The sequence below is a fragment of the Sphingobium sp. KKT206 genome, from assembly GCF_055640555.1.
On the sequence record NZ_CM145764.1, the window covers coordinates 3,595,899 to 3,622,027 of the forward strand.

Consider the following 26,129-nt stretch of genomic DNA (forward strand, 5'->3'; position numbering starts at 1 on the left):
CCCCTGCCATCCCTGAACCGGACTCGTGAACGCTTCCGGAAGGGCGAAGACTGGCTCCCCCGCCACGCCTTCGCCCTTCCAACTTTTTCCCGCCCATGACAGACAGGCGCAATGAGCGAAAAACCCCACCTCCTGCTCGTCGATGACGAGCGTTCGATCCGCGAACCGCTGGCGCAATATCTGTCGCGCAACGGTTTTCGCGTCACCGCCGTCGACAGCGCGGCGGAGGCACGCATTCGCCTCAACGCCAATGCGATCGACATGGTGATCCTCGACATCATGATGCCGGGCGAGGATGGGCTGTCGCTCTGCCGCCATATTCGCGAGACCAGCGAAATCCCCGTCATCCTGCTCACCGCCCGCACCGAAGAAACCGATCGTATCGTGGGCCTCGAAATGGGCGCGGACGATTATGTCCTCAAACCCTTCTCTCCGCGCGAACTGGTCGCCCGGATCAAGGTGATCTTCCGCCGCGTCGCCACCGGTGGCCAGCGCGTGACCGCGCCGGACGGGGCCAATTACAGTTTCGCCGGATGGCTGCTCAAGACGCAGGAGCGTACGCTGGTGGATAGTGAGGGCGTGTCGCTGCCGCTCTCCACGGCGGAATATAATCTGATGCTGGCCTTTGCCACCCGCCCCAATTCGGTGCTGAGCCGCGACCAACTGCTCGACATCACCCAGGGGCGCGAGGCCAATGCCTTCGACCGGGCGATCGACAATCAGATCAGCCGCCTGCGCAAGAAGATCGAGCCGGACCCCAAAAATCCAACGCTGATCAAGACCGTATGGGGTGGGGGCTACACGCTCTCCGCAGACGTGCGCAAACTGTGAAGCGCCTCCGCCTCTGGCCGCAAAGCCTGGTCGGACAGATCATCGCGCTCGTCGCGCTGGCGCTGTTCGTGGCGCAGGCGATCAATTTCGGCCTGCTCTATCGCGAACGCATCCGGCTGCAATTGACCGCGCAGACCGCGCCCGCCGTCTATCGCGTGGTCGACGCGCTCGACACCCGGCCCGATCGCCCCGGCCGGCCTGGCCCGGCGCGGATGCGGGCGCGCTTCGTGCAGGGCGCGCCGCAACTGACAGGCGAAGCCCGCCCGGACATCGAAAAGCGGGCAGCGGCGATGTTCGAGGATATCGGCCTGCGCATCCTGACCGTGCGCGTGGTGCAGGACGACGCGGTGATGCCGATGCGCCGCTGGGAACGGATTCGCGTGCGCGCCGATGGCGAGCGGCCACATGACCATCGCGTCGAGCGGCTGACGCTGGCGGCCGAATATGAACCGGGCAAATGGGTCGTCACGCAAGCCCGTAGCGGCGATCGTCCAGCCCGCTTTGGCGGCTGGCTGATCGGCCAGACCCTCATCCTCTATGTCATCGTCCTCCTGCCACTGCTCTGGATCGGCAGCCGTCTCGCCCGCCCCCTGAAGCAACTGACCGGATCGGCGCAGCAATTCGCGCGCACCGGCGCAGCCGATGCCGTGGACGAACGCGGGCCGGGCGACGTGCGCGACCTCACCATGGCGTTCAACGCCATGCGGTCGCGGATCATCGCCATGTTGGACGAAAAGGACCGGATGCTGGGCGCGATCGGCCATGATCTGCGCACGCCGCTCGCTTCGCTGCGGGTCCGCGCCGAATCGGTCGAGGATGATGCCGAACGCGCACGTATGTCCGAAACCATCGATGAGATGAACCGGATGCTGGAGGATATTCTCTCGCTCGCCCGCGCGGGACGCAGCACCGAAGCAGTCCAGAAGGTCGATCTCGCCGCACTCGCCGATGCAGTAGTGGAAGATTTCATCGAACTGGAATCGCCCGTCGACATGACCGAAAGCGACCGTGCCGTCGCGTTCGTGCGACCGCAACAGATCCGCCGCGCCCTGCGCAACCTCATCGAAAACGCCATCGTCTACGGCGAATGCGCCCATGTGTCGGTGGTGCGCGAAGCGGGCTCCATTCGCCTGGTCGTCGCCGATGACGGCCCCGGCATTGCCGAGGACCGGATGGAGGAGATGCTCGAACCCTTCACCCGCCTCGAAGGCTCCCGCAATCGCGAGACGGGCGGGGCGGGCTTGGGCCTCGCGCTGGTCCGCGCGATCATGGCCGAACATCAAGGCGAACTGCGCCTCACCAACCGCGCAGAGGGCGGGCTGGAAGCGAGTTTGGTGCTGCCTGCTTAGGTCGGCGTCTTGCGCAGCATGACCATGAATTCATTGGTCTGTTCCAGCGGATGCTGGATATTCGTCACCTCAAGATTGACGATCCCGCTGCTGCGAAGGTCATCGATCAACTGGCAGAATGTATCCGATGTAAATACCCAACAATGGGCGTCCGTATAGGAACTGGATTTTCTTTCAGCCAGATCCAAAGCGTGCGCCAAACTGAAGCGGGGCTGAAAAAACGCCGGATTTTTACCCGCCCATATCTCGGCGACATTCACCTTCTGATGATAATAGAAATGGTCGGCCAATTGCCACATGCTGGGGATGACGAGTTTTTCCCGATAGGCTCGCACGAATTCGGTCGCCCGGCTGATCTGCCGGAAAAAATCAAATGTGTATCTCTTGTCGGGAATGGCGAGGAATATCTGGCCTCGCGGCGTCAGTAACGCGCTCAATTCTTCGAACCACCGACACATATCGGGTATATGTTCGATCACATGACTGGCACAAACCAGATCGAATTTATCGCCGATCGCTTTTGATAGTTCGTTGCTTTTTATGATGTAATCGACATCGACGATTTTTGAAATATCGCGGTTCGGACTGGTCTTGGACAGTTCGATCAGTTCCGCCTTGCTGTGCCAATCGACATATTTGACGTTATCCCCATCCTCCTTGCGGAACATGGGATTGTCGAACGCGCCTAATTCGAGAAACCTGCCATCTAGGAAAGAGGAATTTTCTGCAAATGCCCGGCGTTTTCGCGCAATCGAGCTTAATCCGCCCATAGCGTTTCCCTTCGCTCGTCATCTATCCGTGCTCAGCTACTTCACCGTCTTGGTCACACATGATCAATAGGATAACAACTAATTTCTCGGCGGTGTACCTACATGTCGGGTGCCAGTGAGCGACTTATTGACTGATCCCTAGGAGCGAGCCATCATTAGACTGCCCGTTGAGCGCTCGGCTACGTTCAATGCTGACCCGGCTTGCTCGACGTTCCCGCCGCTGACGGGTTGATCAGCGCCGCGCCGCTTGGCAGCGCCGTGCCGCCCATGTCGAGCTTCTTGGCCTGCTCCGTGGCGACGCGCACCGGATCGTCGCGTTCCTTGATCGCGGCCTTGGTCTCTGCGTCCATGTCCGCATCCTCCGCACCGTCGCCGCCACGGGTCCAGCCCAGGATGATCGACATGCGCCGGTTGCGCGGGTCATAGCTGTCGCCCTTGATGAAGGGTTCGCGGTCGGCGACGCCCTCGATCCGGGCGAAGCGGGCGTTGCCGATGCCGCTGTCGGCCAGCGCCTTGCGCGTCGATTCGGCGCGGCTGGATGATAGCAGCCAATTGTTCATCGTCCGTCCCGATGCATAAGGCAGGCCATCGGTATGGCCGCGCACGATCAGCAGGTTGGGCATGGTCTGCAGCGCGGTGGCGACTTCGCTGATCAGCGCGCGGGCCTGCGGCACCAGCCGGTCGGTGCCCATCGCGAACATCGCAAAATCGGCTTCGTCGATCAGGTCGATGCGCAACCCCTCGCGCGTCTCGGTGAACCGCACATGTTTGCGCAGCTTTTCCAATCCCTTGCGCATCATCTGCGCTTCCAGCTTTTTCTTGATCGATTCGAACTTCTGCCGGTCGGCGGCGCGCATCGCCTTACCGCCCTGATCCTTGGTGCCGCTCGCGTCCCTGGGTATGGTGATCGACAAATTACCCTGGCCGCCAGTGGTCGGGTAATTTTCCTTACCCATGATGGAGTCGCCACCCATCAGCCCGGTGGAGCCAGCCGACGCCATCTTGAGTTCGACCAGCGTGGGCGTGAAATAGTCGGCCAGCGCCTTGCGCTGCTTTTCCGTGGTCGCGCCCAGCAGCCACATCAGCAGGAAAAACGCCATCATCGCCGTTACGAAATCGGCATAAGCGACTTTCCACGCGCCGCCATGATGGCCGCCATGGCCCTCCACGATGATCTTCTTGACGATGATCGGCCGTGGTTCCGGCTCGTTCGCGCCGCGCTTCTTGTCCCCCGCCACGGCTTATTTGCCCCGCATGCCGTCGAACACTTCGGCAAAGGCCGGCTGGTTCGCATGGGGCAGGCTGGAGCGCGCGGCCTCGATCACCAGCGGTTGCGGGTGACCGTGGAGCGAGGCGACGATGATCTGCTTGACGACATGATAGATCGCCCCGTCCGCCTCGATCACGCTGCGGCACCGGTTGGCGAAGGGATTGACCATGCCATAGGCGAGCAACACGCCCAGGAAGGTGCCGACCAGTGCCGAACCGATCATCGCGCCCAAAATGGCGGGCGGCTGGTCGATCGATCCCATCGTCTTCACCACGCCCAGCACGGCGGCGACGATGCCGAGCGCGGGCAGGGCGTCGGCCAGGCCTTGCAGATTGTCGGCGGGTTTGATCGCTTCATGATGATGGGTCTTGAGGCTGTTATCCATCACATCCTCGACCGCATGCGGATCGAGCGTACCCGACGACACGACCACCAGACGCAGCGTATCGCTGATCAGATGGATCAGCGTCTTGTCCTTCATCAGGCGCGGATATTCGGTGAAGATGGTCGAACTGGCTGGATCTTCGATATGCGGTTCCAGCGCCACCGGCCCTTCGACCCGCAACGTCTTCATCAGCTTGCTGACGAGGAAGATGCAATCGAGGAAATCCTGTTTCTTATATTGCGGCCCCTTGAAGACTTTGGCGAGGCCACCGCCCAACGCCTTGAGGTCGGCACCCGAATTGCCGATGATCAGAGCGCCAACGGCCGCGCCACCGATGATCATCATTTCATGGGGCAGGGCGTGCAATACCGGGCCGATATCGCCGCCGGTGATGATGAACCCGCCAAATACCATGACCAACAGGACGACAAGGCCGATGACTGCTAACATGGTAATCCCCGAAAAATATGCCCTGGGGCATCGACCCCATAAAAGGGTCCGTCACTTGGTTAATACGGACTGGTTAGCGGCAGCTTTAGGACAGCCGTTTTTTTAGCCGATCAGGTCGAACAGCGTCTGCTTGTTGATCCGGGCAAAAGCGGACTGTGCCGCCTCCAGCTGCAGCAATTGCGCCGACACGTTGGAAATGACTTCGCTCAAATTGGTCGACTCCAGGCTCGCGCGCCGCTCGGTATAATCAAGGCCGATATCGGTCAGCCGCGTGCCGATGACATCCAGCCGGTCGCTGCGCACGCCCTGCCGCGCCTGTTCGACGACGATATGGCTCTGCCCCGTCTTCACCGCGTCGAGCGCACTCGCCAAGGCCGCATCGTCGCTGCCTTCCAGCGCGGTCATGGCCTGGCCCAGCATGTCGTCGATCGACATCGGCGTGCCATCGACATCAATGCCCTCGGACACCTCCTGCCGGGTGGCGACGACCGCCAGGTTCATGCCCCGGCTGACCGGCACTAAAACGCTCTGTCCCTCGTCGAAGACCGGCGTGCCCTGATAATCCTTCTGGTTGAACAATTCGCCGATCGTCGTGCGGATCGTTGACATTTCCTCCAATATCGCGGCGCGACTGGTGTCGTTGAGCGACCCGTTGCGCGCCGACGTCACCAACACCTGCGCGCGTTGCAGCAGGGTGTCGACTTCGGCCAGATTGGCTTCGGCATTGGTGGCGCGGGTCGTGCCATAGCTGATATTGGCCTGCCAGGCGGCCTGTTGCGACTGGGCGCGGGCGATGTCCGACACCTGGACCCAGGCAAGCGCATTGTCCGACGCCTTGTTGAGCGTGACGCCGGTGGATACGGCCGTCTGCCCCTCGACGATGCTTTTCGACAGGGATTGTTGCCGCCGGATTTCGGCGAGCATGATCTTGTGCGTAATGCCTACCATGGTTCAGCCCTTTGCCGGTCAGATGATCTGGAGGATCGCATCGATGGTCTCTTTCGCCATCTGCAATATCTTGGCGCTGCCCGAATAGGCTTGCTGGATGCGCAGCAGGTCGGCCGCTTCCATGTCGAGATCGACCCCGCTCACCGCCTCGCGCGCCGCGACGGCTTGGTCGTTGCGGCCTTGCGCCGTGGTGTTTTCCGCCTTGGTCGCGCCCAGCAGATTGGCCTGGGTCGCGATCAGCGCGGTCCAGCCCTGTTCGACGCTGCCATTGCCGCGCAGGGTCGAGGATACCGTCAGCAGATTGCCGTTGAGCGTCCCGTCGCCAGACCGCAGCGCCAGGTCGTCGGGCGCAAGCCCCAAGGCCGTGACGCTGGCGGCACTACCCCCAAAGGCCAGCAGAGGTGCGCCAGCCGCGCCGCCATCGGTAACGCCCTGCGCATGCCAGTCGTTGATGTTGGTCACGAACTGCTCGGCCAGCGTATCGAGATCGTCGGCACGGTCGGCGGCCGTGTCGGCAGCGGAAAACAGGCCGCCCAGCGTCCCGTTGGCCGGGGCGGACAGCGCCGTTCCGTCGCTCAGGCTGAGCGACAGGCGACCATCGTCATCGGCGGCGAGCGATAGGCTGGCCGCGCTATTGCCGGTCACCAGCGTCTGTCCGCCATAGCTGACCTCGGCCACGCCCCGCGCGCCGAAGCTGATATCGACGTTCAGCGTTTCGTTCAGATCCTGCAACGCCGCGTCCCGGCTGTCGAGCAACTGGGCATAGGCGGACGTGCCGGGCTGTGCGCGCAGCAGGCTGTTGTTGATGTCGGCCAGCGCGGCCAGCGACGCATTGGCGCTGCCCACCACCGATTGCCCTTCGGCCTCGATCCCCTTGGACACGGCATCAAGATCGGCGGCGGTCTGGCGGAACGCATCGGCGACGCGGCCGATACTGTCCAGCGTCGTGACGCGCAGCGACGTATCGCCCGGCGCGGCGGCCAGCTTGTCCATATTCTGGAACATGCCGGTCATCAACTGGCCGATGCCCGTGGCGCCGTCGTTCAGCGCAATCTCGGTATCGCCCTGCCAACGCAGCCGTGCGGCCGAACTGGCGAGGTTCATCGTGGTCAGGCGCACGGTCGCATCGAGATAGGGGTCGGCCCCGCGATCCACGCTCATCACCTGGACGCCGCCGAAATTGGCGCGGGCCGTGTAATAGGCCATCGTCGCCGTGGACGCGCCGGACTCGCCGGTCGTCACGCTGCGCCTAGTATAGCCTTCCGTGCTGGCATTGGCGATATTCTCCGCGATCGCGGCCATGGCGGTGCGATAGGCGCGGGTGCCGGACGCACCGATGATGAACAGGTCGCTCATTCGCCCGTGGCCGGTGCGGCGGGGGCGACCCGCTCGCCGAACTGCCGGATCAGCAACTGGGCGATGCCCATGTTGTTGCTGCCCGCCAGCGCGTCGGCGGTGCGGGAATCGGCCATCGACTGGAATTGCTCGGTTGCGCTGGAATCACTAATCCCTTCGGCCAGGCTCGCAGAGCGCATCGCGCCGATCATCTGGCGCAGGAAGATCGCCTCGAACTGCTGCGCTGCCTTTTCCAGCGCAGCCTTGTTCGCGGTGCCTGCGCCCGATGGCGCCGTGGCGGCGGGGGTCGTTGTCACCTGCATCATAGCACCACCAGTTCCGCCTTCATTGCGCCCGCCTGTTTCAAGGCTTCGAGGATGGCGACCATGTCCGCCGGGGAAGCCCCGATCGCATTGACCGCCTTCACTATATCGGCCAGCGACGCCCCACCTTTAAAATTGACCATCGGTTTCTTTTCTTCGTCGATGCTGATGGCGCTCTGCTGCTCGACCGCGGTCTCGCCTCGGCTGAACGGCGCGGGCTGGACGATGCGCGGCGCTTCGTTGACGCTGACGGTCAATTTGCCATGGGCGACGGCGGCCGGATGGATGCGGACCGCGCCATTGATGACGACGGTGCCGGTGCGCGCGTTGACGATCACCTTGGCGGCGGCATCGGCGGGGGAAATCTCGATATTCTCGATCATGCCCATCATCAGAATGCGGTCTTCTGCGCCTGGAATGGCGTCGATCGCGACCGACACGGCATCCATGGCGCGCGCGCGCCGATCACCGAAGGCCCGGTTGATGCCATCCGCCACGCGCAGCGCGGTGGTGAGGTCGGCTTCGGCCAGGTTGAAGGTCAGGGTCGGCGCGGTATCAAAACCTGTGACCACCGCGCGCTCGACCGTCGCACCGCCGGGGATACGCCCGGCCGAGGGGATGTTGACCGACACCTGGCTGCCATCCGCGCCGGATACGCCCAGGCCGCCGACCGCCAGATTGCCCTGCGACATGGCGTAGATTTCGTTATCGGCACCGCGCAGCGGGGTCATGATCAGCGTGCCCCCACGCAGCGACTTGGCCTTGCCCAACGCCGACACCGTGACGTCGAGCCGCTGGCCGGGCTTGGCAAAGGCGGGCAAATCCGCCGTCACCAGCACCGCGGCCGCATTTTTGAGCGCGGGATTGATGCCCTGCGGCAAGGTCAGGCCAAAGCGCGAAACCACACCCTTCATGCCCTCGGTCGCATATTGCAGGCTGTCGTCGCCCGTACCCGCCAGGCCCACGACGATGCCATAGCCGGTGAGCTGGTTCGGGCGGATGCCCTGAAACGTCCCCAGATCCTTGACCCGCTCAGCCTGTGCCGGGGTGGCGATCAGGAACAGGCTCGCGAACAGCGCACTGAAAAATCCTCCCCTGAAAGGGGAGGGGGACCGGCGAAGCCGGTGGAGGGGTGTCACCCCCTCGATAGGGCGACACCCCTCCGTCAGGGCTACGCCCTGCCACCTCCCCTGCAAGGGGAGGATGGAGGCGACGCGATCGAAGATGCTTTTCACGATGCTCTCCATCAGAAGGGGCTGATCATCGAGAAGAAGCTCTGCAACCAGCCTTGCTTGCTGGCGCGGGCGATCTCGCCCTTGCCGGTGTAGATGATCTTGGCATCGGCCACGCGGGTCGAGGCGATGCGGTTGTCCGGGCTGATGTCGGCCTGACGGACGAGGCCACTGATCTGGATGAACTCGTCGCCGCGATTGAGCGTCAGCGCCTTCTCGCCCTTCACCAGCATGGTGCCATTGGGATAGACCGCCGCGATCGTCACGGTGATCTCGCCAGACAGGGCGTTGGACTGGGTTGCGCCGCCTTGGCCTGCAAAATTATTCTGGCCGCCCATCGCCACATCGCTGGGCGAAAAGGCCTTGGACAGGATGCCGGTGGTCGGCGGTGTCAGGCCGATATTGCCGTTGCGGCTGGTATCGGCGCTGTTCCGCTTGGTTGCCTGCGTCCGTTCGACGAGGACGATGGTGATGATATCGCCGACCGTGGTGGCCCGTGCGCCGCTGGTCAGCGGTGTATAGCCAACCGATGTCTGGAAGATGGACCCATTGGCCTGCGCCACGGGCGGCTGCGCGATGACGGTCGGCGCATAATGGGCGCGCTCGGCATCGCGCTTCTTCCCCGCCAGCGCAGGGGAGGAGGTGAGGGTCAGGGCCATGAGGCCAGCCAGAGTGACTATAGGAAAGCGTGTCATCCCAGATCACATATTCTGATTGACGTATTGGAGCATTTCGTCGGTCGCCTTGATCATCTTGCTGTTGACCTCATAGGCGCGCTGCGTCTCGATCATCTCGACCAGTTCCTCGACGATATTTACGTTCGACGTTTCCAGGCTGCCCGACCGGATCGACCCGCGCCCTTCCAGCCCCGCGACACCAATCTGCGGCACGCCGCTGGCCGCGCTTTCGGCGAGCAGGTTGCCGCCGATTGATTGCAATCCTGCCGCGTTCATGAAGGTCGCCAGTTCGATCTGGCCAAGCTGTGTGGGTTCCGCCTCGCCCTGCAAGGTCGCAGACACCGTGCCGTCATTGCCGACCGTCACCGACGTCGCGCCTTCGGGCACGGTGATCTGCGGAATCAGCGGAAGGCCGTCGCTGGTGACGACATTACCTTCGGCGGTGACGCTGAAATTGCCCGCGCGGGTATAGGCGATGGAGCCGTCCGGGCGCTGGATCTGGAAGAAGCCGGAGCCTTCGATCGCCATGTCCAGCGCATTGCCGGTCTGGCTCAACGTGCCCTGCGTGTTGATCTTGCTCGTGCCCTGCAGCGAGACGCCCGACCCCAGGTTCAGGCCGGTCGCGAACTTGTTTTCGCTGTCCGAATTGGCGCCTGCCGCGATCATCTGCTGATAGGCGAGCGTTTCGAAATCGGCGCGGTCGCGCTTGAAGCCGGTAGTGTTGACGTTCGCCAGATTGTTGGCGATCACGCGCATCTTCGTGTTCTGCGCGTCAAGGCCGGTGCGGGCGACATGAAGGGCGGCGTTGCTCATCGTTCATTTCTCCGTGCGGCATCCCCAAGGGGGTGCTTATGCGTCAGACACAGCAAGATGCGTGCCAATGTTGACTATATTTTTCAGCTATCGAGCCGCATCAGCGACGCGCCGCCATCATCCATCTGTTTGGCGGTATCAATCAGCTTGACCTGCGTTTCGAATGCGCGGCTCGCCTCGATCATCTGCACCAGCGCCTTGGTCGCATTGACGTTCGACCCCTCGATCGACCCGGCCGTGACCGACGCCAGCGGGTCTGGCGGCAGCGCGCCGCCATTTACTTCGCGGAACAGGCCATCGGTGCCCTTGGCGATGCCGGACCCGACCGGGCTGACCAGCTTGAGCGCATCGACAAGTTGCGGATTGGCCGGGTCGCCGCCCTGCGGCACGCCCCAGATACTGCCATCCTGCGCGATCGACACGCTGTCGAGCTGGGGCAGGGTGATCGGTCCACCCGCGCCCAAAACCGGCAAACCATCGCCGGTGGTCAGCAGGCCGCTGTCGGAGATTTTGAGGTCACCCCGGCGGGTATAGGCTTCGCTGCCATCCGCGCCCTGCACGGCCAGCAGCGCGTCGCCGTTCATCGCCACGTCGAGCGGATTGCCCGTGGCGGTGACGGCGCCGCCCTCCATGCTGGCGGCAATGACCTGTTCGGATGCCTGCGCCCGTGTGTCGAAGGTATCGCCCTGGAGCCAGCGCGTCTCGGCATTGGCAATCTCTGCGCGAAAGCCGATGGTGTTGGCGTTGGCGAGGTTGTTCGCGATCGACGCCTGCCGCGCCATCGCGCCGCGCATTGCCGTAAGTGCCGTGTTGACGAGCCGGTCCATGGACGAAGCCTTCTACCGTTGGATGCTTAGGTACGCATGTTGACGATGGTGGTGGTCAGCGTGTTGGCTGTCTCGATCGCCTTGCTGTTCGCCTGGAAATTGCGCTGCGCGGAAATCAGCGCCACCAGTTCCTCGGTGATGTCGACGTTCGAGCGTTCCAGCGACCCGCTGTTGACCGCGCCGAACATGCCGGTATTGGCAGTGCCCAGGATCGGGTTGCCGCTCGCAACGGTGGAGGACCAGTGCGCGTCGCCTTCCTGCCGCAGACCTTCCTGGCTGTTGAACGACGCCATGGCGACCTGGCCCAGATAGGCGGTGCTGCCATCGGCATAAATCGCCGAAACAAGACCGTTCTTGGCCACGCCGACACTGGTGAGCTGCGCCCCGCCATCCACGCCCAGATAGGTGGTCGGGATTTGCAGATCGGTGAGATCGGCCGGGCTGCTCGACGAAGAAGGCGGCGTGGTCAGCGCGCCGGTTTCGGAGTCAACCGCGAACACCTGAATGCGCGATCCGGTGGTATCGACGGCATAGCGGTTGTCATCGACGGCAAAGGCGCCATTGCGGGTGTAGCTGACAGTGCCGTCCGGTGCCTTGACGGTGAAATAGCCTTCGCCGGTGATGGCAAGGTCCAGCGTCTTGTCGGTGGTTTCGATCGTCCCCTGCGTGAACTGCTGGGCGATGCCCTGCACGCGCACGCCTTGCCCTGCGACCTGACTGGTCGTCTGCATGGGGGCGGCTGCAAAAATGTCGCCGAACTGCACCTTGCTCTTTTTGAAGGCGGTCGAATTGACGTTGGCGACATTGTTGGAAATGGTGGCCAGATCGGTCTGGGCACCCTTGAGGCCGGACAGCGAGATATAGAAGGACATGGCGTTGCTCCCTGGGTGAAAAGGAAAGAAGAAAAAGGGGGGTGAGATTACATCAGGCTGATCGCGTCGGACGGGCTGTAGCTGCCGAGCGCGGTAATGAGTTTGGAAGAGGATCCGTCAGCGGGTGACTGGACCGCGGCAATGGTGGCCCAGGTGGCGACCCGGCTCGGCGTTGCGCCATTGACCTTCACCTGCAGCGCGGACGTGGCAATGGTCTCGCCCGCGTCATTCTTGCCGTCCCAGTAGAAGGTCACGTCGCCGGCCGGCTGCGCGCCAAGGTCGAGCGTCTTGACGACATTGCCGCTGCCATCGACCAGGCTGATGCTCGCTCCCTCCGTGGCCTGGGGCAGGGTGATCTGCCCGGCATACAGTCCGCTGGCATCGGGGGCTGCGATATTGCTCTGCACCAGCATCGACTTGCCGATCCAGCTTGCCGCATCGCCCAGCCTTGTGCCGCCCAAATCGGCGGCCAGATTCTTGAGCGTCGCGTTCATTTCGGCGATGCCGCTCGAATTGGTGATGGTCGCCATCTGCGACACCATCTCGGCGTTGTTGACTGGCTCGAACGGGTCTTGCGTCTGCATCTGCGCGGTGAGCAGGCGCAGGAAATCGGCCTGGCCCATTTCCGACTTGCCGGTGCCGACCTTCGCATTGGGATTATAGACCGATAGCCCGGCGGTATCGGTGATGGTGGAGGTGGTGCTCATTTGCCGATCCTTATGGTTTCGAGCATCAGGGATTTGGCGGTGTTCAGCACCTGCACGTTATTCTGGTACATGCGGGACGTTTCGATCATGTCGATCAGCTCCGCATTGCTATCCACCGCCGCTTCCCACACATCGCCATTGGCGTCCGCCAGCGGATGATTGGGGTCATGCCGCTTCGTCGGCTCGGCCTTGGTGGTGACGATCTCCGACACTTTGACGCTCGCCATGCCGGGGCTGTCGGTGACCGACGTGAAGACCGGCTTGATCGCCCGATAGGCCTCGGCTGCGCTACCCGTGACATTGCCCGCATTGGCCATGTTGGACGCGGTGGTATTCAGCCGCACCAGTTGCGCGCTCATGGCGCGCCCGGCGATGTCGAATATGTTCATGGGACCAGAGCCACTCATGCTCATTCTCCCCTGAGCGCACGGTTGATGGTGTTGATGCGACCCTCAAGGAAGGAGAGGGTGGTGCGATATTTGACCGCATTTTCGGCAAATAGCGTCTGTTCGGTGCTCAACTCGACGGTATTGCCGTCGAGGCTGGGCTGCAGCGGCACGCGATAGCCCATGGCGTCATCGACCGCCTTGGACACGTCGGCGGCATTGCCACTCGCCTGCGTCGTCGCTTTTTGCAGCGCCGCGTCGAAATCAATGTCGCGCGCCTTGTAGCCGGGGGTCGATGCGTTGGCGATGTTGGACGCCAACAGGGACAGCCGCTGCGAGCGAAGCGCCAGCGCCTTTCCATGAATGCCGAACAAACCGTCTTCCACTGATCCTGCCCTTTTTGCCTGCTGGCCCTAAAAGTTTCGTTTCCCCCGCCGTTCTGACCCCTGATGGCGTCCATTGCGGGTGATCCAGCCTGAAATCAGCAAGAGCCGTGCCAATTTGCGTGGGTGACGCAACGGCAAGGTGGAAATGCCCGGAAATCTGGGCTTTTGCGGGTGAAGGCGGCAAGGGCGGCAAAAAATTGCCGGGCTGCGGCAGCATCTTGCCGTCGCACTACGGGCCTATGGGGACAGGCATATATGATCACTATTATAGGCCATTTATTCGATCCCGTGACGCTGCTCGCAATAATTGCAGGCGTCCTGCTGGTCGCTCTGTTCCAGAACGGCGCGGGGCCGCTGGGGCGGGCGATGCTGGCGCTGCGTCCGCTGGTCACGGCCGATCCCGCGCGCGACCGCGACGCGGCCCGCGCTACCATGCTCAAGATCGACCAGGTGGCGCAGTTGCGTGGCCTTGCTTGCGCCGATCGCGTCAAGACCGCCTCGCCCTTCCTGACCGACGCCGCGCGTAAGCTTGCCAATTGCGACCGCACCGACCAGTTCGAACTTTGGGCGGGCCAGGCGCTCGCCGACCGGGCGCAGCGCCACGGCGCGGTGCATAAGGCATGGCTGTCGATCGCCGATGCCGCGCCGGCCCTCGGCATGGCCGGCACCATCATCGGCCTCGTCGGCATGTTCGCGGCCATGGACGATCCCGCCGCGCTGGGGCCAGCCATGGCGCTCGCGCTGCTCACCACCTTCTACGGCGTCGTGATCGCCAATGTCGTCGCTGCGCCGATTGCTGCGCGCCTCATCGACCTGTCCGAACAGGAGCTCGCCTGGCAGCGCGAAGCGGTGACGCGGATGCTGGCGATCGCGCGGCGCGAAAATGCGCCGATCCGGCGCGGCGCGATACGCGAAGTCGCATGACCGGCACGGCCACCACCACCGCTGTCGCCCGGCGCAATCGCTGGGCCGTCAGCTTTGCCGATCTGCTGCTGCTGCTGCTCGCCTTCTTCGTGCTGTTGCAGGCGAGCGGCGCGCGGCGCGATGTCGTGCTGGCGGGCGTCGCCCAGCAATTTGGCGGCCGGGCGATGCGGCCGGGCGTGGAATTGCGCGCGGCCGATCTGTTCGAGCCGGGCGAAGCCTTGCTCACGCGGCAGGGTCAGGCGCGCCTCTCCGCCATCGCCCGCCGCTTTGCAAGCGAGCCGGGCGGCGTCGAGATACGCAGTCGCGGCTCCGACCGCGCCCACCAGCGCTTCGATGATTGGGATCTGGCCGCAGCTCGCCTTGGCGCCGTCGCCCGCGCGCTGAAACTGGATGGCATCGCGCAGGATCGGCTGCTGATCCGCGGCCTCGACCAGTCCGACGGCAAAAGCGGGCAGGGGCAGGTGATCCGCATTGCGCCGGGGCAGACGGACGCACGTTAACCAACTTGGCACGGATATTGCTGAAAATCCCGACATAGAACCGCCGACCTTGTCAGGAGACATGCCGTGCCTCGCGCTTATCCGTTCCTTCTCGCCACCGCTGCGCTGCTTGGCACCGCGCCCGTGCAGGCGCAGCAGCGGTTCGAAAATCTCGATCGCATCGACAGCCTCGTCGCCATGTCGGTGGGTGCCAATCTCGGCGAACCGGGTGGGCCGATGGCCCCGGTGGATCGCCGCCTGAAACTGGCCGCCTGCCCGACGATGCCCAAGGTCGAAGGCCCGGTGTTCGGCGCGGCGATGGTCAAATGCGAATCGCTCGGCTGGCGCATCCGCGTGCCGCTCGTTGCAGGTGCATCGGCCGCCGCATCGGGACCAGTGCCGCGCACGGCCAGCCGCTTCACGCCCGCCGCCCGCGCCACGCCCCAAGAAAACGTCGTGCGCAAGGGCGATCCGGTGCAACTGATCGCCGGCAACGCGCTCTTCAACGTCTCACGCGGCATGATCGCGGATGAGGATGGCGCGGTCGGCGACACGATCCGCGTCCGCGAAGACAAGCGCGCCGCCCCCATTTTGGCCCAGGTCGTGGAAATGGGCCTAGTGCGCGTTCCGGGGTTTAAGGATTTTTGAACTTGTCCGTTATACGCCTATAGGGACGAGTGAAGGATTGAAGCCAATGATCAAATCTGTCGGCCAAAGCATCAGTGCTGCCATAGAGGCGACCCGCCTGCGCGAAGGGGGCAAGACGCGCGCGTCTTCGACCACCGGTTCAGCGACGGCGTCACTCGCGTCGACTTCTGCCAGCCCCGCTGCGCGCATGGCGGCAGAAGGCGCGCCGGTCGATATGGACCGTATCGCCGCGATCAAGGCGGCGATCGCTTCGGGCAATTATCCGGTCGATGCCGCCGCGATCGCTGATCGCATGGTCGCGCTCGACCTGTCTGCTGCGGGGTAACGATCATGCCGCTGGGGCTCGCCGCGCTGGATGACCTGTTCGAAGCGTTCGAGGATCTGCGCGATGTGCTGGACGGCACCGATGCCGTTGCCATCGAACTGGCGAGCAACCGCGTCAGCCGGGCCGCCGCCGCCGTGCGCGGTGTTGGCGCATGGCGCTCCGAACCGATCGTGATCGAACGGCTGAACGCCATGCTGCCCTTGCTCGAAAGCGCCCGCGTGCGCGTCAGCCTGCTGGCCGACCATGCGAATCAAAGGCTTGCCATGCTCGCCGCCCATGGATCGACCCACGCGCCGCTGACCTACGGCCGCTGAACTTTATTTCCTGTTTTCCCTAAAACGGCACCGAAAGGTGCCGTTTTGCGTTGCGGGCCAAATTTCCTGACGCCGCGTTAACCAAATCTTGGCACAAGCCTTGCTCTAATGATCCCCGCAATGATTGGGGAATAGGGTCAAGTGTCGGCTTTCGCAGACATCACTACCGGGGCGACATCGACGGGCAATCGCGTGACCAACGCGATCGCCATGGCGAGCCGCCGCACCGGTGTCGACTTCTCCTATCTGCTGGGTCAGGCGAAGATCGAAAGCAGCCTTAATCCCTCCGCGCGCGCCACGACATCGTCAGCGACCGGCCTTTATCAATTCATCGACCAAAGCTGGCTCGCCGTCATCGACAAGCATGGCAGCGACTATGGGCTTGGCTGGGCATCCGACGCGATCAGCCAGAGCAGCAACGGCCGCTATCATGTGGCGGACCCGCAACTGCGCCAGCAGATACTCGACCTGCGCAAACATCCCGAAACCGCCTCGGTCATGGCCGCGCAGCACGCCGCCGACAACAAGGCCTATCTGGAACAGAAGCTCGGTCGCGAAGCCGAACCGGTCGATCTTTATCTTGCCCATTTTCTGGGCGTGGGCGGTGCCAGCAAATTCCTCTCGGTCCATGATCGCGCGCCCGGTGCCACCGCCGCTTCGCTCTTTCCCGCCGCCGCGCGCGCCAACCGGTCGATCTTCTACGACCGGTCAGGCAGCGCGCGCAGCTTCGCCGACATTCGCGACCGTTTCGCCGCGAAGCTCGAAAAAAGCTCCGGCAGCCTCGGCGGTGAGGTGCAATATGCCGCCGCCGCGCTGCCATCGGGCGCCAAGACGGTCCAGCCCGCCGATTATGTGCGGATCGAAACCCAGCGCCTCAGCGAACAGGTCGATGTCGGCATCCGGCCCCAGCCGCAGACTGCGCGCCTCGCCTATCTCATGCTCGCCACCCTCGGAAGGTAACGGCTCCTCATGACTCCCACCCAAGTCAAAGCGAAGATCTGGATGAGCGCCGTCCAGGGGGCGGTGCTGCCCTTTGCGACGCTGATGGTCGTGCTGTTCATGATGGTCCCCGTTCCGGCGGTCATGCTGGATATTGGCTTCATCACCAATATCATGATCAGCCTCGCGGTCCTGATGGTGGCGCTGAACGCCGCCAAGCCGCTCGATTTTTCCAGCTTCCCGACGGTGCTGCTGTTCGCCACGCTGCTGCGCCTCGCGCTCAACGTCGCCTCCACCCGCGTCGTGCTGGTGTCGGGCCATGAAGGCTCGGATGCGGCCGGGCAAGTGATCGAAGCGTTCGGCCATTTCCTGATCGGCGGCGACTATGTCGTCGGCATCTTCGTCTTCGCCATCCTGATGATCATCAACCTGGTCGTCATCACCAAGGGCGCGGGCCGCGTGTCCGAAGTGTCGGCGCGTTTCACCCTGGACGCCTTGCCCGGCAAACAGATGGCGATCGACGCCGACCTCAATGCCGGCCTGATGACGCCGGAAGAAGCCAAGCTCCGCCGCGTCGAAGTCGCGACCGAGGCCGACTTTTACGGCTCGATGGATGGTGCCAGCAAGTTCGTGAAGGGCGATGCGGTCGCGGGCATCCTGATCCTCGTCATCAACATCATCGGCGGCATCATCCTGGGCGTCGTCAGCCATGGCCTCGCCATCGGCGAAGCGGCCCAGACCTATATCATCCTCGCGATCGGCGACGCGCTGGTGGCGCAGATTCCTGCTCTGCTGCTGTCGATCGCCGCCGCCTCCATCGTCACCCGCGTCAAGAGCGAGCAGGATCTGGGTGGCCAGATTGCGGGGCAATTCGGGTCGGGCCGCGCCTGGGTGCCGGTCGCCGCGATCCTCGGCTTTCTGGGCGTCCTGCCCGGCATGCCGCATCTCATCATCCTGTCCGCCGCCGCGGTGGCGGGGGGCATCGCCTGGCACTTGCGCAAGGCCAGCCAGGCTAAAGCCGCTGAACCTGCGCCAGTCGCCCCCGCGCCCAATCCGGCCGTGATCGAATGGGATGACGTGTCGGACGGCGCAATCCTGGGCCTCGAAATCGGCTATGGCCTCATTGCCCTGGTCGATGAGCGCAAGGGCGCGCCGTTGATGGCGCGGATCACCGGCATCCGTCGCCAATTGTCCAAGGAACTGGGCTTCGTCGTGCCGATGGTGCGGGTGAAGGACAATCTGGCGCTCGAACCCAATCAATATCGCATCACCATCGCCGGTGTCGTGGTGGGCGAGGATGAAATCTGGCCCGACGATCTGCTCGCGCTCGACAGCGGTGCGCTCGAACATGTGGTCGTCGGTCGCCCGACCAAAGACCCGACCTTCGGCCTTGATGCCGTCTGGATTTCGCAGGCCAAGCGCAGCGAAGCCGTGATCGCGGGCTATACCGTGGTCGATCCGCCGACCGTGGTGGCAACCCACCTCAACCAGCTCATCGCCATGAACGCCGCCGAAATGTTCGGCCTGGACGAAGCGCGCAAGCTGCTCGACACGCTCAAGGACGCCGCGCCGCAACTGGTCGAAGGCCTGACGCCCGCCACGCTCAGCCTCACCCAGATCAGCGCGCTCTGCCGCGCCCTCCTGTCCGAAGGCATCGCGCTCAAGGATTTCCGCCGTATCTGCGAAGCCATGGTCGACGCCGCCCGGCCGGACATGAGCCACGAACAATTGGTCGAGGCCGTGCGCCAGCGGATCGGCGCGCTCATCATCCAGGGGCTGGTCCCCGTCAAAATGCCGCTGCCGGTCATCACGCTCGATGGCGACCTCGAAGCGATGCTGGCGCAGGCGATGCGCGTGGCGGGCGACGCTCGCCACCCGATCGAACCCGCACTCGCCAACCGCATCGTCGAAGCGGTGGTGCAGGCCGCCCGCCCGCTGCTGGGTCAGGCGCGCAACTTCGCCATCGTCACCTCGCCACTGGCCAGGCGCGCGCTGGCGCGCTTGTTCAAGCCGCATCTGCCCGAAACGCCAGTGCTGTCCTTCCTCGAAATTCCCGATGGCAAGGGTGTCGAAGTGGTCGCGGTCGTGGGCGGCGAACAGCGCCCCACGCCCCGCCACGACCCGGCACCCCGCCACGAGCAAGCGCGCGAACGAGTCGCCTGAAAGGAGGCTGAGCCATGTATATGAACAAGATCGCGGCCGGCGCCCACACCTATGCCAAGCCCGGCGAAAACAGCCCGGAGCGGCTCGCCCGCCAATATATGCCGCTGGTGCGCAAGATCGCCTGGCACGTCCATGGCCGCGTTTCGAGCGCGATCGAGGTGGAGGACTTGCTCCAGATCGGCATGCTCGCGCTGGTCGAGGCCGCCAACAGTTTCGAGGATCGCGGCTTCGGCTTTGCCGCCTATGCCCAATTGCGCGTGCGCGGCGCGATGATCGACCATCTGCGGCGGCAGGCGACCATCTGCCGCTCCGCCATGGCCAAGCGCAAGCAACTTGCCGCGTGTCGCAATGGCTTGGAACAGACGCTTGGACGGCTACCGACCGAAGCGGAAATGTCCGCCGAAATGGGCCTTGACCCGTCCGACTATCGCGAACTCGCCGACAGCGTCGAAATGGTCCAGCACACCAGCATGGATGAGGTCTATTCTGACCAGTCCATGTGGTTCGCCGATGTCGAGGATCGTGCCGACGACCTGATGGAACGCGAATCGCTCAAGAAGGCGCTCGCCGCCTGCATCGGCGAACTGCCCCAGCGCGAGGCACTGGTGCTGCAACTCTATTTCGTCGAGGAACTGAATCTGGAGGAAATCGGCCACACGCTGGACATCGGCGCCGCGCGCGTCTGCCAGATCAAGAAGGCCGCGCTCGACAAGCTGCGCGAGAAACTGCGCGACTGGGACTGACCCTATTCGTCGTTCGCCGCCAACCGTCCGACCCGTCGTTCCTCGCCATTGGGCCAGCGGAACCGCAACGGCCGATAGCTTTGCGTGCGCCACCAGGGATCGGCGACCTGGAACAGCCCGCTTGCCTCGGCCCTGCGCCCCAGATCCTTGCGCGCGGTAACCGCCGCCAGCACGGGCGCAAGGAACAGCCCCGCCGTCACCGGAATAATCCAGCCGATCCCGCTACCCGCCTGGATCGCCAGCGCCAACAGCAGCGCGCCCAGCAAGATATGCCATTTGAACAGCCAGATGGCGCTGCCGATCGCCATGCCGTCGCGGTCGCGGGTCTGCCCGTTCCAACTGCTCTTGCGGCCCATCAATATGCCGAACAGGTTGATCGTCTGGGTCAGCATCGCGACCGGCGCCATCAGGATCGACAGGATGATGTCCACGATCACGCCGCGCGTCATCCGCGCTGCGCCGCCAAAGCCGATCCGCCGCGCCGGGTCGAGCAAGGCCCATAGCATCGCCAACAGCTTCGGCCCGAACAGCAGGAAGGCCGTCACCGCCAGCAATCCGCCCGATGGCAGCACATCGGTCGGCGGCCACACCCCGCTGGCCCCGCCGCCCAGCACGACCAGCATCAACGTCAGCCACATCGGCGACGTACAATAGGCCGTTGCGCCCACCAGCAACTGGAACCGGCTGACCGGATGCAGGCCCGCAATCCGCACAAGCAAGGGCACATGCTGGATATTGCCCTGACACCAGCGCCGGTCGCGGGTGAACAGGTCGGGCATGGACGGCGGAAATTCCTCGAAACTATCGTCGGCCGTGACCATATGCACGTCCCAGCCACGCCGTCGCAACAGCGCCGCCTCCAGCATGTCATGGCTCATGATATGCCCGCCGAACGGAGCACGACCGGGCAGTTCGGGCAAGCCGCAACTTTGCGCGAAGGCCTTGACCCGGACGATGGCATTATGGCCCCAGAACATCCCTTCGGACCCGGCCCACCAGATCATGCCCGCTGCCGAGATCGGCCCGAACAGGCGGCTCGCAAATTGCTGCCAGCGCGCAAATAGCGTCGCCGCACCCATCACGGTCGGCACCGTCTGGATCAACCCGACCTGCGGATGCCGCTCCATGTCAGATGCCAGCCGCGCCATCGTCTGGCCGCTGACGATACTGTCAGCGTCCAGCACGATCATATAATCATAACCGCCGCCGAACCGCTCGACCCATTCGGCGATATTGCCGGGCTTCCGCCCGATATTGCGCGCACGGCGGCGATAATGAACGGGGCGGGAGAAAGACCCGCGCATTTCCAGATAGGCCGCCCGCTCCGTCTCGCCGCTCTGCACGTTGGAATCGGACAGGATGAAGAATTCGAACCGCTCGCGCCCCATCACCTGCGCCAGCGATCGCTCCATGATCGACAACCGCCCCAGAACGCCCAGAAAATCCTCGTTACACACCGGCAGCAGGATCGCGGTCTTGCCCTGCAACGGCTGCGACGCGCGCAGCGGGCGCGGCGTCACGCTACGCCCCTTGCCCACCGTCAGCAGCAGGAAGCCGATGATCGCGGTGGCACAGCCGAACGCGATCCAGGCGAACAGCGGAATGAACAGGGCGAGATAGATGCCCTCCAGCAAGGAAATGCCGTCCAGGCCGATCGAACGGCGCATCTCATGCGCGGCCATGCCAGTCGGGATCAGGGCGAGCAGCACGACCAGCATGCGCCGTGCCCACAGGTCGATATTGAACCGGCGCGGCACGATCAGCGGCGGACGCGCGCTGAAATCCTGCTCCGGCATCGCAATCGGGCTTTCGGGCGGCAGCTGTTCGAAGGCCGGACTCACCGGCACGTCCTCAGCGGCGGCATCGGCCACCGGCACCTGTCCATTGCCCATATCATCCAGACCCATAGCGTTTCACCCAACGGCCTGAACCGTTCGTTACGCCAACGGTTCCGTTCATCCGCCAATGGGGTAATGCACATATTCGCTCACCGCGCGGCCGCTGGCCTGCAATTGCAACCGCACATCCGCCGCGCCGCCGCCGCTGCGCCGCAGGTCCAGCACCGTGCGATACAGGCCTTTGCGCCCCAGAACCGGATAGCCCGCCTGTTTGACCAGCGTGCCGTTGGCGATGTCCACCCACAGGTCGGGCTTGCTACCCTCCGCCACACCGGCGAAATCGACTACCAGCCGCGCGACGTCGGGCTGATCGCCGCGTCCGCGCCAGACATTCTCGACGATTGCCATGCTGGTCGCGGCGGGCGAACGGTCGGCTGTCCAGTCAAGCTTGTAGGAAAGGTCGATCCGCTTGCCCGGCACAGGCGCAGCGGCGGGCGTCCAATAGGCCGCCAGATTGTCGGTATATTCGCTGTCGGTCGGAAAGGCGTAGAGCCGCACCTCGCCCGCGCCCAGCGGCCGGGCGGGCGTGGCCCATAAAGTCGGGCGGCGATCATAAAAAACGCCATCGTCCTGATAATGGTCGAAATCCCGGTCGCGTTGCAGCAGCCCGAACCCCTTGGGATCGCGCTCGGCAAAGGCGCTGACCATCGGCGCTGTGGGATTGACGATCGGGCGGGCATGGGCGGTGCCATCGGCGCTGGCGATCGACAATAGGTCGGAATCATGGATTTCCGGCCGCCAGTCTGTGCCGATCGTCCGGTTCGCCTGATCATACCAGAACATGCTGGTCATCGGCATCAGCCCCAGTTCGGGGATGGCACGGCGAGGGAACAGGGCGGCGGTCACGTCCTGCCGCACGCCGTCCTTGTCCAGCCGACTAACGAAGCGGAACGCGCCGGTAATCGATGCCCCGTCGAGCAGGGCGAAGATGGTGACGCTACTTGGCCCCGTCCGCTCCAGCCAGAAATGGGTGAAGCACGGAAATTCCTCGCGCCCCTGGATGCCGGTATTGATCGTAACGGCCCGCGCCGACAGGCCGAATTGCTTTTGCGGGCTTGGCGCACGAAAATAGCTGGCCCCAAGGTACGACAACCAGTCGCCGTCACGCGCGGCATTCATGATGCGGAACCCCGCAAAGCCAGCGCCGGGCGGCAGGGCCGTCACGGGATTGCCCGCCGGCGCATCGAACATGGCCGGATCATAGCGCAGCGGCGTCGCGCGGCCTTGCTCGATGATCGCGATCTCGACCGGTTGCGGCGCGGTGGCGGACAGCGGGAAAAAGCGGATGCCGGTATCGCCCGGCAGGTCGCCCCACAAAGTCCGTTCCTCGCGAAAGCGCGCCTCGTGCAGCGCGGTATAATCGATCTTGGCGGCACCCGGATGAGCCGGCGTCTCGGCAAAGGGCGCGCGCGCCAGCCGCTGCGCCTGGCCGATCAGCCGCTCCCAGGAAAAGGGGGGGGGCTGCGTTTGCGCGTGCAGAGCGCGGGGGAGGAGGAGGGCAGCGCCCGTGGCAGCGATCATCGCGCGCCGGTCAATCTGGGTCATGGTTTCACCATGGCGAGCCTGTCACGCAAAACCAAGCCCCCCATGCTGCATATGCGATGAAGCCCCCGCCCGGGGGGACGGAGGCTTCTGATGCTGGTCGTTCGATCGAAGTTGTGGCTCCCGGCACGGTGGGGACTGTGATGTGCCGGGCGCCTATGGGCGGCTGTCAGGTGACCAGACCTCAGCCGACCAATGGGGTAGGGGTTTAGCCGATCAGCTTCAGAACGCCCTGCTGGCTCTGGTTGGCCTGTGCCAGCATCGCGGTCGACGCTTGGCTCAGGATCTGCTGCTTGGCGAGCGCGGTCGTTTCGGCCGAAAAGTCGGCGTCTTCGATACGGCTGCGCGCGTCGGTCAGGTTGGTGATGTTATTGGTCAGGTTGTTGACCGACGATTCCAGGCGGTTCTGCACGGCACCGAGCGTAGCGCGGGCGGTCGCAACCGTCTGCAGCGCGGTGTCGAAGTCTGCCAGAGTGGCGGCATCTTCCGCTTCCGTCGCGCTGGCCACGTCGGTCACGTCGATGGCTTCCAGCGTGATGGTCACGGTGTCGGTGTCGTTGGCACCGGCCTGGATCGTCACGGCGTCGGCAGTCGTCGGGAACAGCGCCTTGCCGTTGAATTCGGTCTTGGTCAGGATGTCGTTGATCTGAACGGCCAGCTGATCCTTTTCCGCGTCGATGTTCGCAACGGCTTCGGTGCTGTTGGTGTCGTTGTTCCGCTGCACGGTCAGTTCACGCATACGCTGCAGCATGTTGCTGACTTCGTTCAGCGCGCCTTCCGCGGTCTGCGCCAGGCTGATGCCGTCATTGGCGTTGCGGATGCCCTGGGTCATGCCCTTGATCTGCGACGTCATGGTCGAAGCGATTGCGAGGCCGGCGGCGTCATCCTTGGCGCTGTTGATGCGCTTGCCGGTCGACAGGCGCTCCATTGCGTTGGTCAGGCCTTTGCTGGCCATCGACGAGGCATTGGCGGAGCGGAGAGCGGCGGTGTTGGTTCCGATAACAGTCATGGTGTTCCCTTTCAGTGTCAATCAGGTCGCTGCCATGGAGCGTCTGCGGCCTCGAAAGGGGATAACGGCGGGCAGCGACCGGCCTTTAGCGCCGCTGTCGATTTTTCTGAAAAAGGGCAATTTCCCTGGCTACCACGCGCGCGCGTAGGACAAAGGACGGCGTCTTTGCCGCCTTGCCGGAATTAAATTGCCGGTCGGCGGCAACTGGATGGCAAAGTTAACCATCTGATAACCACATAAATATAGAGCTTGAACCATCGAAGGGGTCTGGGGCGTGCGGGGGCACAAGCCGACCAGTTATTGGGGTTTTGTTCATGTCATCGCTCGACGTGAGCCGTGGAGTCTGCGCGCTCGTTCCGGGTCTGCAGCACTGGCTCGAAAACGCTCTCTTTACCGTGCGCATCGTCGACGCGGCCAGCCCGCGTGAAAAGGACAGCCGCCGCGTGCTGCTGGCCACCGAAATCGGCCATGCGACCCATCGCGACATTCTCATCAACCTGATCGACGGCGCACCTTCGCTGGTCGCGGCGGCCAACGGCCTGCCCGCCCGCGTCGCCTTCGGCCTTGCCGACATGGGTTTCGCCTTTGCGCTCATCGCCGAACTGGCACGGCCGGCTGCCGTCCCGGCGGTGGGCGACAGCGGCAGCGTCCGGCTGATGACGCTCGCCGGGCGGGTCGCCCGCAGCGACGCCACCGTCCTCATTCAGGGCGACACCGGCACCGGCAAGGAAGGCATGGCGCGCTTCCTGCACGCCCAGTCGGGCCGGTCGGGCCACGACTTCATCGCCGTCAATTGCGCCGCGCTGCCCGAAACCATGATGGAAGCGATGCTGTTCGGCCATCGCAAGGGCAGCTTCACCGGCGCCGCCAATGCGTCCGAAGGCCTGTTCCTCGCCGCCGATGGCGGCACGCTCTTCCTCGACGAAATCGCCGAACTGCCGCTCGCGCTGCAGGCCAAGCTGCTGCGCGCGCTGCAGGAAGGTGAAGTGCTGCCCGTCGGCGCGACCCATGCAGTGCCGGTCAACGTCCGCATTATCGCCGCCTGCAACCGCAACCTGGCACAGGAATGTGCCGCAGGCCGCTTCCGCGAAGATCTCTACTGGCGTCTCAACGTCATGCCGCTCGAACTGCGCCCGCTCGCCGAGCGTCGCGGCGACATCAGCGCGATCACCGCCGCGATGCTGCTGCGCCACCAGGATGGGGGTAAGGCCGGGTTCGTCTGGCCGACCGCCGCCGCGCTCGACAAGCTCGCCGCCCATGGCTGGCCCGGCAATGCCCGCGAACTCGGCAATATCCTCCAGCGCGCCCTTGTCCTGCGCGATGGCGACCGGATCGAAGCCGACGACCTGCATCTGGCAGGCGCAGCGCAGATGGTGACGCCCTTCCGCGCAGCCGCACCGATCCAACTGCCCGCCGAACCCATCCGGCTGCGCGACGTCGCGCGCCATTCCAAGCTCGAAGCCATCCGCTCGGCGCTGCGCGAAACGGACGGCCACCGCGCCGCCGCCGCGCGCAAGCTCGGTATCTCGGAACGCACGCTGCGCTATCGGCTCGCCGAAATGCGCGAGCTGGCTGCGGCATAAG

Annotated in this window: 28 protein-coding genes; 11 read left to right on the forward strand and 17 right to left on the reverse strand. The window is 64.2% G+C overall.

The window, feature by feature from the left end; genetic code table 11:
* Nucleotides 1-111 precede the first annotated feature (111 nt).
* Both ACZ2HM_RS17430 and ACZ2HM_RS17435 read left to right on the forward strand, forming a co-directional pair.
* On the forward strand, nucleotides 112-831 hold the full coding sequence (locus tag ACZ2HM_RS17430; RefSeq protein WP_006956807.1) for a response regulator: 720 nt from the start codon (nucleotides 112-114) through the stop codon (nucleotides 829-831).
* Nucleotides 828-2,180, forward strand: a complete 1,353-nt coding sequence (locus ACZ2HM_RS17435; RefSeq protein ID WP_470425823.1) for a sensor histidine kinase — start codon at nucleotides 828-830, stop codon at nucleotides 2,178-2,180. The genes ACZ2HM_RS17430 and ACZ2HM_RS17435 overlap by 4 nt, the downstream gene beginning before the upstream one ends.
* On the opposite strand, the gene ACZ2HM_RS17440 is transcribed toward ACZ2HM_RS17435, so the two are convergent.
* From ACZ2HM_RS17440 to flgB, 14 genes are all read right to left on the reverse strand, one after another.
* Complete coding sequence (locus tag ACZ2HM_RS17440) at nucleotides 2,177-2,950, reverse strand: methyltransferase domain-containing protein (protein ID WP_076605526.1); 774 nt, start codon at nucleotides 2,948-2,950, stop codon at nucleotides 2,177-2,179. The two genes, ACZ2HM_RS17435 and ACZ2HM_RS17440, sit on opposite strands and share 4 nt — an antisense overlap.
* 185 nt (nucleotides 2,951-3,135) lie before the next feature.
* Nucleotides 3,136-4,188 carry a flagellar motor protein MotB gene (locus ACZ2HM_RS17445; protein ID WP_037477016.1) on the reverse strand — a complete coding sequence of 351 codons (1,053 nt, stop codon included), beginning with the start codon at nucleotides 4,186-4,188 and terminating at the stop codon, nucleotides 3,136-3,138.
* Between the two features lie 3 nt (nucleotides 4,189-4,191).
* Nucleotides 4,192-5,055, reverse strand: coding sequence for a flagellar motor stator protein MotA (gene motA, locus ACZ2HM_RS17450; protein WP_037477018.1), 864 nt, complete (start codon nucleotides 5,053-5,055; stop codon nucleotides 4,192-4,194).
* Between the two features lie 102 nt (nucleotides 5,056-5,157).
* Complete coding sequence (locus ACZ2HM_RS17455) at nucleotides 5,158-6,003, reverse strand: flagellin (RefSeq protein ID WP_037477020.1); 846 nt, start codon at nucleotides 6,001-6,003, stop codon at nucleotides 5,158-5,160.
* Nucleotides 6,004-6,021: 18 nt separating this feature from the next.
* Entirely contained in the window at nucleotides 6,022-7,359 is a 1,338-nt protein-coding gene (gene flgK, locus ACZ2HM_RS17460; RefSeq protein ID WP_470425824.1) for a flagellar hook-associated protein FlgK, read from the reverse strand.
* On the reverse strand, nucleotides 7,356-7,661 hold the full coding sequence (locus ACZ2HM_RS17465; protein ID WP_470426880.1) for a rod-binding protein: 306 nt from the start codon (nucleotides 7,659-7,661) through the stop codon (nucleotides 7,356-7,358). Before ACZ2HM_RS17465 ends, flgK begins: the two co-directional genes overlap by 4 nt.
* Nucleotides 7,661-8,737, reverse strand: a complete 1,077-nt coding sequence (locus ACZ2HM_RS17470; RefSeq protein ID WP_470426881.1) for a flagellar basal body P-ring protein FlgI — start codon at nucleotides 8,735-8,737, stop codon at nucleotides 7,661-7,663. Before ACZ2HM_RS17470 ends, ACZ2HM_RS17465 begins: the two co-directional genes overlap by 1 nt.
* A 170-nt stretch (nucleotides 8,738-8,907) precedes the next feature.
* Nucleotides 8,908-9,552: a flagellar basal body L-ring protein FlgH gene (locus tag ACZ2HM_RS17475; protein WP_237748920.1), complete on the reverse strand. Its 645-nt coding sequence runs from the start codon at nucleotides 9,550-9,552 to the stop codon at nucleotides 8,908-8,910.
* A 42-nt stretch (nucleotides 9,553-9,594) separates the two neighbouring features.
* Nucleotides 9,595-10,383 (reverse strand): flagellar basal-body rod protein FlgG, encoded by a 789-nt coding sequence (gene flgG, locus ACZ2HM_RS17480; protein WP_310223187.1) that lies wholly within the window; start codon nucleotides 10,381-10,383, stop codon nucleotides 9,595-9,597.
* 83 nt (nucleotides 10,384-10,466) lie between these two features.
* Entirely contained in the window at nucleotides 10,467-11,210 is a 744-nt protein-coding gene (locus ACZ2HM_RS17485) for a flagellar basal body rod protein FlgF (RefSeq protein WP_037477028.1), read from the reverse strand.
* Between the two features lie 26 nt (nucleotides 11,211-11,236).
* Nucleotides 11,237-12,082, reverse strand: coding sequence for a flagellar hook-basal body complex protein (locus tag ACZ2HM_RS17490; RefSeq protein ID WP_037477029.1), 846 nt, complete (start codon nucleotides 12,080-12,082; stop codon nucleotides 11,237-11,239).
* A 47-nt stretch (nucleotides 12,083-12,129) separates the two neighbouring features.
* A complete protein-coding gene (locus tag ACZ2HM_RS17495) occupies nucleotides 12,130-12,789 on the reverse strand; it encodes a flagellar hook assembly protein FlgD (protein ID WP_037477030.1) in 660 nt (219 codons plus the stop codon).
* Nucleotides 12,786-13,196 carry a flagellar basal body rod protein FlgC gene (gene flgC / locus ACZ2HM_RS17500; protein ID WP_037477031.1) on the reverse strand — a complete coding sequence of 137 codons (411 nt, stop codon included), beginning with the start codon at nucleotides 13,194-13,196 and terminating at the stop codon, nucleotides 12,786-12,788. The genes ACZ2HM_RS17495 and flgC overlap by 4 nt, the downstream gene beginning before the upstream one ends.
* A gap of 2 nt (nucleotides 13,197-13,198) precedes the next feature.
* Nucleotides 13,199-13,561: a flagellar basal body rod protein FlgB gene (gene flgB / locus ACZ2HM_RS17505; protein WP_037477033.1), complete on the reverse strand. Its 363-nt coding sequence runs from the start codon at nucleotides 13,559-13,561 to the stop codon at nucleotides 13,199-13,201.
* Nucleotides 13,562-13,816: 255 nt separating this feature from the next.
* On the opposite strand from flgB, the gene ACZ2HM_RS17510 reads away from it, so the two are divergent.
* The 8 genes from ACZ2HM_RS17510 to ACZ2HM_RS17545 all read left to right on the forward strand — a co-directional run bounded on the left by ACZ2HM_RS17510 (nucleotide 13,817) and on the right by ACZ2HM_RS17545 (nucleotide 20,096).
* On the forward strand, nucleotides 13,817-14,485 hold the full coding sequence (locus ACZ2HM_RS17510; RefSeq protein ID WP_037477035.1) for a motility protein A: 669 nt from the start codon (nucleotides 13,817-13,819) through the stop codon (nucleotides 14,483-14,485).
* A complete protein-coding gene (locus ACZ2HM_RS17515; protein WP_037477037.1) occupies nucleotides 14,482-14,985 on the forward strand; it encodes a flagellar motor protein MotB in 504 nt (167 codons plus the stop codon). Before ACZ2HM_RS17510 ends, ACZ2HM_RS17515 begins: the two co-directional genes overlap by 4 nt.
* 66 nt (nucleotides 14,986-15,051) lie before the next feature.
* Nucleotides 15,052-15,612, forward strand: a complete 561-nt coding sequence (locus ACZ2HM_RS17520; RefSeq protein ID WP_037477040.1) for a flagella basal body P-ring formation protein FlgA — start codon at nucleotides 15,052-15,054, stop codon at nucleotides 15,610-15,612.
* Nucleotides 15,613-15,658: 46 nt separating this feature from the next.
* Nucleotides 15,659-15,937, forward strand: coding sequence for a flagellar biosynthesis anti-sigma factor FlgM (flgM, locus tag ACZ2HM_RS17525; protein WP_037477042.1), 279 nt, complete (start codon nucleotides 15,659-15,661; stop codon nucleotides 15,935-15,937).
* Nucleotides 15,938-15,942: 5 nt separating this feature from the next.
* A complete protein-coding gene (locus ACZ2HM_RS17530; RefSeq protein ID WP_069065231.1) occupies nucleotides 15,943-16,251 on the forward strand; it encodes a hypothetical protein in 309 nt (102 codons plus the stop codon).
* Between the two features lie 141 nt (nucleotides 16,252-16,392).
* Entirely contained in the window at nucleotides 16,393-17,211 is an 819-nt protein-coding gene (locus tag ACZ2HM_RS17535) for a lysozyme family protein (protein ID WP_037477048.1), read from the forward strand.
* 9 nt (nucleotides 17,212-17,220) lie between these two features.
* Nucleotides 17,221-19,353 carry a flagellar biosynthesis protein FlhA gene (flhA, locus tag ACZ2HM_RS17540; protein WP_037477050.1) on the forward strand — a complete coding sequence of 711 codons (2,133 nt, stop codon included), beginning with the start codon at nucleotides 17,221-17,223 and terminating at the stop codon, nucleotides 19,351-19,353.
* A 14-nt stretch (nucleotides 19,354-19,367) separates the two neighbouring features.
* Nucleotides 19,368-20,096, forward strand: a complete 729-nt coding sequence (locus tag ACZ2HM_RS17545) for a sigma-70 family RNA polymerase sigma factor (protein WP_037477053.1) — start codon at nucleotides 19,368-19,370, stop codon at nucleotides 20,094-20,096.
* A gap of 2 nt (nucleotides 20,097-20,098) precedes the next feature.
* Here ACZ2HM_RS17545 and mdoH read toward each other — a convergent pair whose 3' ends face one another.
* The 3 genes from mdoH to ACZ2HM_RS17560 form a co-directional block, all read right to left on the reverse strand.
* Nucleotides 20,099-21,988 (reverse strand): glucans biosynthesis glucosyltransferase MdoH, encoded by a 1,890-nt coding sequence (gene mdoH / locus ACZ2HM_RS17550; protein ID WP_470426882.1) that lies wholly within the window; start codon nucleotides 21,986-21,988, stop codon nucleotides 20,099-20,101.
* A 63-nt stretch (nucleotides 21,989-22,051) separates the two neighbouring features.
* Complete coding sequence (locus tag ACZ2HM_RS17555) at nucleotides 22,052-23,539, reverse strand: OpgD/OpgG family glucan biosynthesis protein (protein WP_470425825.1); 1,488 nt, start codon at nucleotides 23,537-23,539, stop codon at nucleotides 22,052-22,054.
* A gap of 205 nt (nucleotides 23,540-23,744) precedes the next feature.
* Complete coding sequence (locus ACZ2HM_RS17560; protein ID WP_037477057.1) at nucleotides 23,745-24,545, reverse strand: flagellin N-terminal helical domain-containing protein; 801 nt, start codon at nucleotides 24,543-24,545, stop codon at nucleotides 23,745-23,747.
* A gap of 314 nt (nucleotides 24,546-24,859) precedes the next feature.
* Here ACZ2HM_RS17560 and ACZ2HM_RS17565 point away from each other — a divergent pair, with 314 nt between their 5' ends.
* A complete protein-coding gene (locus ACZ2HM_RS17565; protein ID WP_470425826.1) occupies nucleotides 24,860-26,128 on the forward strand; it encodes a sigma-54 interaction domain-containing protein in 1,269 nt (422 codons plus the stop codon).
* Nucleotide 26,129: the final 1 nt, after the last annotated feature.

Bases quoted from the DNA above. Each gene is read 5' to 3' on its own strand.
- mdoH (WP_470426882.1), bottom strand. From the start codon at position 21,988: ATGGGCAATGGACAGGTGCCGGTGGCCGATGCCGCCGCTGAGGACGTG.
- ACZ2HM_RS17465 (WP_470426880.1), bottom strand. From the start codon at position 7,661: ATGCAGGTGACAACGACCCCCGCCGCCACGGCGCCATCGGGCGCAGGC.
- ACZ2HM_RS17515 (WP_037477037.1), top strand. From the start codon at position 14,482: ATGACCGGCACGGCCACCACCACCGCTGTCGCCCGGCGCAATCGCTGG.
- flhA (WP_037477050.1), top strand. From the start codon at position 17,221: ATGACTCCCACCCAAGTCAAAGCGAAGATCTGGATGAGCGCCGTCCAG.
- ACZ2HM_RS17545 (WP_037477053.1), top strand. From the start codon at position 19,368: ATGTATATGAACAAGATCGCGGCCGGCGCCCACACCTATGCCAAGCCC.
- ACZ2HM_RS17510 (WP_037477035.1), top strand. From the start codon at position 13,817: ATGATCACTATTATAGGCCATTTATTCGATCCCGTGACGCTGCTCGCA.
- ACZ2HM_RS17440 (WP_076605526.1), bottom strand. From the start codon at position 2,950: ATGGGCGGATTAAGCTCGATTGCGCGAAAACGCCGGGCATTTGCAGAA.
- ACZ2HM_RS17430 (WP_006956807.1), top strand. From the start codon at position 112: ATGAGCGAAAAACCCCACCTCCTGCTCGTCGATGACGAGCGTTCGATC.
- flgK (WP_470425824.1), bottom strand. From the start codon at position 7,359: ATGAGCGACCTGTTCATCATCGGTGCGTCCGGCACCCGCGCCTATCGC.
- flgM (WP_037477042.1), top strand. From the start codon at position 15,659: ATGATCAAATCTGTCGGCCAAAGCATCAGTGCTGCCATAGAGGCGACC.
- motA (WP_037477018.1), bottom strand. From the start codon at position 5,055: ATGTTAGCAGTCATCGGCCTTGTCGTCCTGTTGGTCATGGTATTTGGC.
- flgC (WP_037477031.1), bottom strand. From the start codon at position 13,196: ATGAGTGGCTCTGGTCCCATGAACATATTCGACATCGCCGGGCGCGCC.
- ACZ2HM_RS17495 (WP_037477030.1), bottom strand. From the start codon at position 12,789: ATGAGCACCACCTCCACCATCACCGATACCGCCGGGCTATCGGTCTAT.
- ACZ2HM_RS17485 (WP_037477028.1), bottom strand. From the start codon at position 11,210: ATGGACCGGCTCGTCAACACGGCACTTACGGCAATGCGCGGCGCGATG.
- flgG (WP_310223187.1), bottom strand. From the start codon at position 10,383: ATGAGCAACGCCGCCCTTCATGTCGCCCGCACCGGCCTTGACGCGCAG.
- ACZ2HM_RS17455 (WP_037477020.1), bottom strand. From the start codon at position 6,003: ATGGTAGGCATTACGCACAAGATCATGCTCGCCGAAATCCGGCGGCAA.
- ACZ2HM_RS17530 (WP_069065231.1), top strand. From the start codon at position 15,943: ATGCCGCTGGGGCTCGCCGCGCTGGATGACCTGTTCGAAGCGTTCGAG.
- ACZ2HM_RS17555 (WP_470425825.1), bottom strand. From the start codon at position 23,539: ATGACCCAGATTGACCGGCGCGCGATGATCGCTGCCACGGGCGCTGCC.
- ACZ2HM_RS17565 (WP_470425826.1), top strand. From the start codon at position 24,860: ATGTCATCGCTCGACGTGAGCCGTGGAGTCTGCGCGCTCGTTCCGGGT.
- ACZ2HM_RS17560 (WP_037477057.1), bottom strand. From the start codon at position 24,545: ATGACTGTTATCGGAACCAACACCGCCGCTCTCCGCTCCGCCAATGCC.
- ACZ2HM_RS17475 (WP_237748920.1), bottom strand. From the start codon at position 9,552: ATGGCCCTGACCCTCACCTCCTCCCCTGCGCTGGCGGGGAAGAAGCGC.
- ACZ2HM_RS17490 (WP_037477029.1), bottom strand. From the start codon at position 12,082: ATGTCCTTCTATATCTCGCTGTCCGGCCTCAAGGGTGCCCAGACCGAT.